A 780-nucleotide genomic window follows, 5' to 3' on the forward strand; every position below is an offset into this window, starting at 1 on the left:
TAAAGCTTCAGCTTCGTCTGAAGAAGTTGCTTCCGTAACCACTTTGTTGGCTAATTCAGCCATTTCGTTTGAATCTAATTTAGAAATTAATGATCTGATTTTCAGTACAGAAGATGCAGACATAGAGAATTCATCTAAGCCCATACCTACTAATAATGGGGCAGCCATTGGTTCACCGGCCACTTCACCACACATACCAGTCCATTTACCTTCTTTATGACTAGCATCGATAACGTTTTTGATTAATCGTAATACAGATGGGTTAAATGGTTGGTACAGGTATGAAACGTGTTCGTTCATACGGTCAGCCGCCATTGTATATTGGATTAAGTCGTTAGTACCGATAGAGAAGAAGTCAACTTCTTTAGCGAATTGATCAGCAATCACAGCGGCTGCTGGGATTTCGATCATGATACCCACTTGGATGTCATCCGCAACTTCAACACCTTCTGATTCTAATTTAGCTTTTTCTTCCTCGTAAATTGCTTTCGCAGCGCGGAATTCAGGTAAATTAGAAATCATCGGGAACATGATGCGTAATGAACCGTATACAGACGCACGTAATAAAGCACGTAATTGTACACGTAATAATTCAGGTTGGTTTAATCCGATACGGATTGCACGATAACCTAAGAATGGGTTCATTTCTTCTGGTAATTGTAAGTAAGGTAAGTGTTTGTCCCCACCGATGTCCATTGTACGAACAACGACTGGATGACCATTCATACCTTCTAAAACAACTTTGTAAGATTCGAATTGCTCATCTTCAGTTGGCATTTC

At 40.0% G+C, this 780-nt stretch carries 1 protein-coding gene; it reads right to left on the reverse strand.

Annotated features, from left to right (window positions below):
- On the reverse strand, positions 1-780 hold a 780-nt coding region (gene ptsP / locus ACRCJ0_RS17045), incomplete at both ends, for a phosphoenolpyruvate--protein phosphotransferase (protein ID WP_431391344.1).

The sequence above is a fragment of the Aerococcus sp. L_32 genome (genome assembly GCF_050689315.1).